Source organism: Coleofasciculus sp. G3-WIS-01 (genome assembly GCF_040223135.1).
In the GTDB taxonomy this organism is placed as follows: Bacteria; Cyanobacteriota; Cyanobacteriia; order Cyanobacteriales; family Coleofasciculaceae; genus Coleofasciculus.
This window is the reverse complement of sequence record NZ_JAVJZI010000150.1, coordinates 1-7,000: the sequence shown is the minus strand read 5'-3', so window position 1 is coordinate 7,000 and position 7,000 is coordinate 1. Positions and strand designations below refer to the sequence as shown.

The following is a 7,000-nucleotide window of genomic DNA, read 5'->3' as shown; positions in this document are numbered from 1 at the left end:
TGTATTTACATTACCACAATAGTAGAACGTTATCCGAATTATTTGACTGGCGAATTTATTCGCTACCTAGACGGTTCGCTCGGTTTCATCTCCCAGCTAAAGAGCGTGGGAGCCTTCACCCATCGCTTGAACGGTAAAACCTGTTAAGCGATTTCTCGCGAATCGTGATAACACCAAGCCAATACAGTCGCACCGACAATTAACTTAATCGCCTCTAAAAACCAATAGCCTTCATGCATCTGAACCATTCCACTTGCCATACCCGTTGCTGGATCAAACAGATTCAGTTGCATCGCTAGAGCGCTCATCTGGGGCGTCATGATGTAGGTATTAATGAGAGCAATTGCTAACAGAAGCCCAGATAATAAGATCGACCAGCGTCTGACATGATGATATAGATTAGATGTGCCACGCAATGCCAAGATGCTAGTTAACACTAAAGCGGCACAGAGTAACTCGATACGATTAAATATCCAGAAAATCGAATAACCAGCACTGGCAAAACTGGCGTCGCTTAACATACCAGCCGTTCCCAAAGTGGGCATGATCACGAAATCTAGAATAAAGCTACTACTTAACCACAGACCCAAGACAAACAGAGCAATCGTTTGCCAGGTGGGTCGCTTAGCGCTAGTCCCAAAAACAGCATTCATAATTTTTTTCCCTTGAATTCCTCTGTTATTTTCAGCTTAACCAAGATCAGAGCAAAAAAATGTAAAATATTCTTACGAAGCACTGGCGATAATGTTGCGTTTTTTAAAGTTGTCATTATATAGGGAACAGGGAACTGCTTAACAGGGAACAAAAATGATCATAGTGAAACCCACCCCGAAAGACGCGCTTGTTAAGCATCTCTATACTCTCAACAGTCTTTTATTCCCGGATTTGTCAGGCTAGATTGGAGTGGCAATGGCGATGAAGGGTTGTTAGGTATAGATGGAACTGATCAAACCAAGAACAGAATTGGGAGTATCCGCTGAGGCGGACATTTTATCTGGGTACTCAGAGGGACTAGCATTCGATCCAATTGGGGAAGTCAATGGGAAACCAAACCGCGATCGCAACTCCGTCGGTGAGGCGTATATCCCAGATTGGCAGGCACTTCCAGACATTCCGGTTATTGACATTGAACAGGCAGTTCCGTTCCGAGAACGCCGCTTATCTAGGCAAGAAATCCCAGAGACATTAAACGCTGAATCAAAAGAATCAACGGGGCGAGATGTCCTCACTGGGCTGGATCTGGGGAACGAAGGTGGTACTTTAGTATTCGTGGACGCAGGGATTGCCGATGCCGAAACCTTAGTGGCTGGGGTTGTACCTGGGGCTGAGGTGGTTATGCTGACACCGGATCAAGATGGGGTTAGCCAAATTACCCAGGTATTGGCAAAACGTCAAGAACTATCCAGTGTTCATATTATTTCCCATGGTATGTCGGCAGGTTTGCAATTAGGCACAGGACAATTGAATCTTGACACGCTGAATACTTATGCCAGTCAGTTGCAAACTTGGGCAGGGGCGTTAACACCGGATGCTGATATTTTATTCTATGGCTGTAGTTTGGCAGCAACCGCATCAGGAAAGCAGTTCATCGAACAGGTGAGTCAGTTGACAGGGGCAGATGTAGCCGCCTCTAGCGATCGCACGGGGAATGCTGCTTTGGGCGGTAACTGGGAGTTGGAGGTATTCCAGGGGACGATTGAATCCGATGTGGCGTTGCATAAGTGGGCGCAGTCGGCGTATCAGGCGGTACTGGATGCGGTAGATAATAATTTAACCGTCAATAGTGCCAGTTTTTTGGGGGGAAATGGGGATGACAGTGGTAATGCGGTAGAAATTGCCCCAGATCGAACCATTGTGATTGGCGGGAATTTTGATCTAACACCGACTCAGAGTTTAGCAGCAGGACAGGGGGCAGTCATCCGTTTGGATGCGACGGGACAAACGAGACTCTCAGTTACTCAGGTGGGTGCTGATGTGGATGACTTGGATCTCAATCGCAACAATGGCAATATCACAGTTGTCGGTGACTTTGGCGTCAAAACCCTTAACAGCGACGCCAGCCAAGTTCTCTGGAGTGCGAATCCAGGTAGCGCCCAACGAGTCGCCGTAGCGGGGCAGGGTCAAGTTGCTGTCCTCGCAGATAAGCAGGTGACGGTTTATAATCCACAGGGGACTCCCATCGGTAACTTTACTGTCCCAGGAACCCAGATTGCAGATGTGGCAATTGACAGTAATACTTCATCGGTATTTGTCACCGGATATCGACAGGTGAGTACCAATTTACAGATTCCCCTACTCCGCAGCTATAGTTACACAGGTCAGATTAACTGGGAAAATTACAATTTTTCTGCCAATGAAGCCACAACAGAAAATCTAGGCGCAGATACTCGCGGGTTACGGGTAGCAATTGGACAGGATAATCAGCTTTACTTTGCAGGTAGCTTGGATGGAGGGAATAGTGTTTTTCAACGCGATCCCAAAAATATAACCACTACGGCGGGTAATGTGAATATCGACAACTACACGAACACCTCAAACAGTGGTGGCGGGAAATTTGCCTATTTTGCCCGCATAAATCCGGCGACAGGAACTCTGGATAAGGGTCAGATTTTCCTCACCCGCCTTTCCAGTGGTGAAGGAAATTCCTTTGCGGTTAATGCGATTACGGCAGATGCCAATGGCAGAGTTTATATTGGGGGTCAAGCGGGTGCTTCTTTACCCAATCGTTCCCAGTTGCGAATCAATGGGACTCCTGTGGGAGACTACAGTGGCTTTGAAGGAGCAGTAATTGCCGTAAGTAAGGATTTTCAAGCTAGGGAACTGGTGGGACTTTGGTCGGGAGGTAATCCCTCGGGTTCTCAGGTAAATGGGGTGGCGGTGTTTGGAGATATCCGGGCGATGGTGTCCACAAATGCTGGTACGAATATGATTACGGTTAATCCGCTTCAGGGTAATTCTGGTGGGAATCGGGATGCCTTTTTCTCAGTTTGGCAAAGTCCAGTAACTCCTGTTGGTAATCCGCCTACAGCGATTGGTTTAGATAATCAAACGGTTGCCGAAAATACGTCACAAGGGACGGTTGTGGGTATGCTTTCGACGATTGACCCGGATGTGGGCGATAGCCATACTTACACGTTAATTGATGATGCCGGAGGACGCTTTGCGATCGCACAAAATCAGTTACGAGTCGCTGATGGGTCTAAACTAGACTTTGAGACTAATACGAGTCATCTGATTACCGTCCGCAGTACCGATGCCGATGGCTTCTCTTTTGAAGAGAGCTTTGAGATTGCGATCGCGGATGTTGATGATAACCCTACGCCAACACCAACACCAACACCCACTCTACCCGTTGGTTTAGTGGATCTGGCACAAATCGGTTCAACTCAGGGCGTTTTTCAAGTGGGCGGAACTCCAAAAGAGGCGGTGCGCTTACAGTTCGACTGGACATTCCGAGAAGCCCAGTTTAAAAATGAAGTTGGTGTTTTACGAGTCGATGATGCCATGGGGACGGTGAATGGCGTGCGCCCAGGTGATCCAGGATATGCCCAGCAAGCCTTAACCAGTGCCGAACGCCAGGTATTATTTTCTCGGGATGAGAAGGTAGGTAAGGGTGTGGATTTGAGCCTCCAGGGTGGGGACTATTGGGTGTTTTATTTAATTCAGGATAGTACCCGAGCAGACTGGCTAGCCGAGAATCCGGACAATCGTCTAGATGGGGAAACCATTGCCTTTTTCTCCGTCACGGCGGCAAATCCTGATCAGTTTAACCATGTTCAACGTACCGACTTGGGGGATGGGATGGTGCAACTGGCTTGGGAAGATCTCACGGGTGGCGGGGATCAAGATTTTAATGATGTTGTCTTTAACGTAGGTAACGCGGATTGGACGGTGCCAGGGGATTCGGGTGAGATGAGAGCCCTGATTGTCAACTGGATGGCACAAGATCGCCTGATTAATCATGAACTGGGTTTATTTTTGTTTGATCAGCCCAATGGACAAATCGGTAATTTATTCCCTGGTGATCCAGGATATGCTAAGGCTGCCCTGTCTCAGCTAAATCGCCAGGTGATCCTTACACCGGGAGAGATGGGGAATGGACAAAGGACACTGAATGTGGAGAGCGATCGCATTTTAGGATGGTATCTGATCCAAAACGGCACAACCGAACAGTTTTTACGGGAAAACCCCGACAACTTACTGGGGAATTCGCCCTTAGCCTTTTTCTCATTAATTGCCGCGAACCCCAATGGGATAGATAACTTCTGGCGACTGTCCCCGAATGAATTTGCCTGGGAAGACCTGACAAACGATAGTGATATCGACTTTAATGATGTAATGATCGGCATTCAGTTTGGCTAATTTTCTCTCTCATCGTTTCTACCCATAAAGCACCATGAAAGCGACCTCTCTCACACCCCTGCAACGATTAAAAATCCCCCCCTACTGGCTACTTGCCATCGCCGCTGGCTTAGTTGCCATTTACATGACACTCAGTTGGAAAGCCGGAGATGAAGCCCAACTCGGCATGAGTGTCTTGTTTTGGCTAGCGGTTGGTTCCCTACTGTGGGGCAAACGCCATGAGTTAAACCTGGAAAGTGGAGTTGTCCCTAGCATCGCTGGGGCGCTAGTCATTGGTTTTGTCCTGTGGTACAGCGCCAGCATCAGTGGGTTGAGGCTAACCAATGAAAATGTGCAAAGGCTGGCACCCTTACTGCGCCTGCTACCGTTTATTTCTGCCATTGGTGTCGCGTTACTTGCCTCTGGGTTTAAAGGATTAAAACAATACTGGCAAGAAATAACCATCCTGTTTTTTCTCGGTGGACCGGCTACAATTGCCTCATTTATACCGGATATTTCGCCGATCACGGCTAAATTTTCGGCGTTCATGCTTTGGTATATGGGCTTTCAGGTCTATCTGTACGATAAAGTCTTTATTAATCTGCCTGATGGTGGTGTTAAGGTGTATCATGGCTGTTCCGGCATGGAAGCGATGACCTATGTGCTGGGACTATCTGTGATTTGCCTAATCATGTTTCCCATCGCTGGGCGCAAGCAGTATTTCGTGCCAATCATGGCGTTGATTGTCGGATTTGTGGTTAATAGCTTCCGGGTGGCTTTGATGGCGGTGCTGGCAAATGCCCAAAATATGGAAGCGTTTAAATTCTGGCATGAAGGCGACGGATCTCTAATTTTCGGTATGATTTCCGTGATGGTTTTCGGCGTGTTTTACTGGTTGCTGCTGCGGATGGAGGATGCAAGTTCTCCGGAGACTGAGGAGGCATAATGTCCTGGAAACAGGTGCGGGTTTTTGTGTTAGCGCTGATTTTTGGTGCCGTTCTCGTCGTGTTGCTCAAAGTCATTCTGGCAACTATAGCTGAGAAAGGGCAAGGAAAGTCAGCGGCTAGGCTTCCCAGGCTTGAGTCGTTGGCATTGCAGCTGTCGGTAGAGACGCCCCATGGCACAGACGCCCCATAGCACAGACGCGCCATGGCACGTCTCTACATTTGTCGCCATCATAAATTAAAATCGGTTTCCAGAGGTAGGGAAAAAGAGATAATCTATTGAACGTCTTATGTCATGAGTCGGCTAGCCAAAGGACATAAGACATAAGACATAAGACATAAGACCGATAATTAAAACCATGACGCAATCAGAAGAAAAAGATAAATTTGTTCCAGCTATCGACCAACTGTGGAAGTTTAGCGCCGGTCTATCCAAATCCATTGGAGTAGCGCGGTGGATAGGCTATGGTTTATTGATTTTGGCATTCTTCGATGTCGTAGAGATATTTGTACCTCCCCTTTTTATGAATCCCGCTTGGGAATTTCAGACGCTTGGGCAATTGGTGGAACGGGTACCTGTACCGTTACTGGGATTGGCGCTGGTGTTTTTAGGAGAACGGGATCAACGCACCCGCTTTGAACCTCTGATTCTGAGTATTTTGTCCTGGTTGGCGTTGCTAGTGGGGATTTTGTTCTTTTTACTGGTTCCCTTGGGTGTTGTGAACACAATCCGACTCGAAGCGCGGAACACGGAGCAAATTACTCAGCAGGTTGAACAGCGACAGGCGCAGATTCAACAGGTTAGAGTTGCCATAGGACAAGCGACGACTGTAGAACAAATGCAGCTTCTGATTAGTCAATTGGATAGTCAAGGGCGCACACCACAGATTCAGAATACTCAGCAGTTAGCTGAGGTGAAGCAGCAGCTTTCGACATTTTTGGAACAAGGGGAAACTCAACTGCAGGAGCAAGCTCAATCCCAGAAGAAGTCTCAGTTTTTACGGTTATTAGAGAATTCGGTGAAGTGGAATATGGGCGCTTTGGTTTCTGCAGCGTTGTTTATCAGTATCTGGCGCTTAACCGGTTGGGCGAGACGTAGCGATTGATAGAAGCTGTTATCGGGACACGATATATCCTACTCTGACTTCCATTCAGCGACCATCCCTAAAAAGGTGGCGTGGTGAGGAAGCTCATCGCCTCATCCGACTCGTTCCCAGGCTCTGCCTGGGAATGTGCTTAGGGAGGCTCTGCCTCTTTGAGCAGACTCAAATAGTCTTAATTCCTTATAATATCTGGTGTTCAGTCGGAATAATGTAGCCATTTTTACCGGATTTCTACAGAAATCTCCGGTATCTTCATCAAAAGTTTAAACATTAAGGGTTAATTTTCCGGATATCTTCATCGAAGCTTTACAGACAAGTATCATAATTTAGTTTATCTTTAACCATAGAGCGAATTCAATAAAGCTCAAGCCAGACATGGCAAGGGATTCAAAGATTTTGCTCACCGGAAATAAAGGGTCTGAAGCCCCGTCCTTCTAGGAAGGCTTTTATCCGGATAAACACCCCAGGATAGTATGATACAATGCAGTTGGCTTGCGGCGGCAAAGTCGAAGTCAACTTATCAGGTACGCCGGGACTCGGCGGAACCCAAACCGCAAAGGTTTGAAACGCCCAGCCCTGAATCGACAGGGTGTTAGGAGATAACACGATGCC

General features: G+C 47.5%; 6 protein-coding genes. 4 read left to right on the top strand and 2 right to left on the bottom strand.

Annotated elements, in window-relative coordinates; genetic code table 11:
• Positions 1–143: 143 nt before the first annotated feature.
• Positions 144–653 (bottom strand): DUF4149 domain-containing protein, encoded by a 510-nt coding sequence (locus RIM23_RS14635; protein WP_446367960.1) that lies wholly within the window; start codon positions 651–653, stop codon positions 144–146.
• 283 nt (positions 654–936) lie between these two features.
• Here RIM23_RS14635 and RIM23_RS14630 point away from each other — a divergent pair, with 283 nt between their 5' ends.
• The 4 genes from RIM23_RS14630 (at position 937) to hpsJ-A (ending at position 6,391) form a co-directional block, all read left to right on the top strand.
• On the top strand, positions 937–4,362 hold the full coding sequence (locus tag RIM23_RS14630) for a DUF4347 domain-containing protein (RefSeq protein ID WP_446367959.1): 3,426 nt from the start codon (positions 937–939) through the stop codon (positions 4,360–4,362).
• Between the two features lie 34 nt (positions 4,363–4,396).
• The gene (gene crtA / locus RIM23_RS14625) at positions 4,397–5,287 is read left to right on the top strand and encodes a cyanoexosortase A (RefSeq protein ID WP_446367958.1); all 891 of its coding nucleotides are present in this window, start codon (positions 4,397–4,399) and stop codon (positions 5,285–5,287) included.
• Positions 5,287–5,478: a hypothetical protein gene (locus tag RIM23_RS14620; RefSeq protein WP_446367957.1), complete on the top strand. Its 192-nt coding sequence runs from the start codon at positions 5,287–5,289 to the stop codon at positions 5,476–5,478. The genes crtA and RIM23_RS14620 overlap by 1 nt, the downstream gene beginning before the upstream one ends.
• 166 nt (positions 5,479–5,644) lie before the next feature.
• A complete protein-coding gene (hpsJ-A, locus tag RIM23_RS14615; protein ID WP_446367956.1) occupies positions 5,645–6,391 on the top strand; it encodes an HpsJ-like protein, cyanoexosortase A-associated in 747 nt (248 codons plus the stop codon).
• Positions 6,392–6,775: 384 nt separating this feature from the next.
• Here hpsJ-A and RIM23_RS14610 read toward each other — a convergent pair.
• Positions 6,776–7,000, bottom strand: a 225-nt coding sequence (locus RIM23_RS14610) for a hypothetical protein (RefSeq protein ID WP_446367955.1), incomplete at its 5' end; no start/stop codon positions are given.

Excerpts from the sequence above, each read along its gene's own strand:
- RIM23_RS14630 (WP_446367959.1), top strand. The coding sequence starts at position 937 with ATGGAACTGATCAAACCAAGAACAGAATTGGGAGTATCCGCTGAGGCG.
- crtA (WP_446367958.1), top strand. The coding sequence starts at position 4,397 with ATGAAAGCGACCTCTCTCACACCCCTGCAACGATTAAAAATCCCCCCC.
- RIM23_RS14635 (WP_446367960.1), bottom strand. The coding sequence starts at position 653 with ATGAATGCTGTTTTTGGGACTAGCGCTAAGCGACCCACCTGGCAAACG.
- hpsJ-A (WP_446367956.1), top strand. The coding sequence starts at position 5,645 with ATGACGCAATCAGAAGAAAAAGATAAATTTGTTCCAGCTATCGACCAA.
- RIM23_RS14620 (WP_446367957.1), top strand. The coding sequence starts at position 5,287 with ATGTCCTGGAAACAGGTGCGGGTTTTTGTGTTAGCGCTGATTTTTGGT.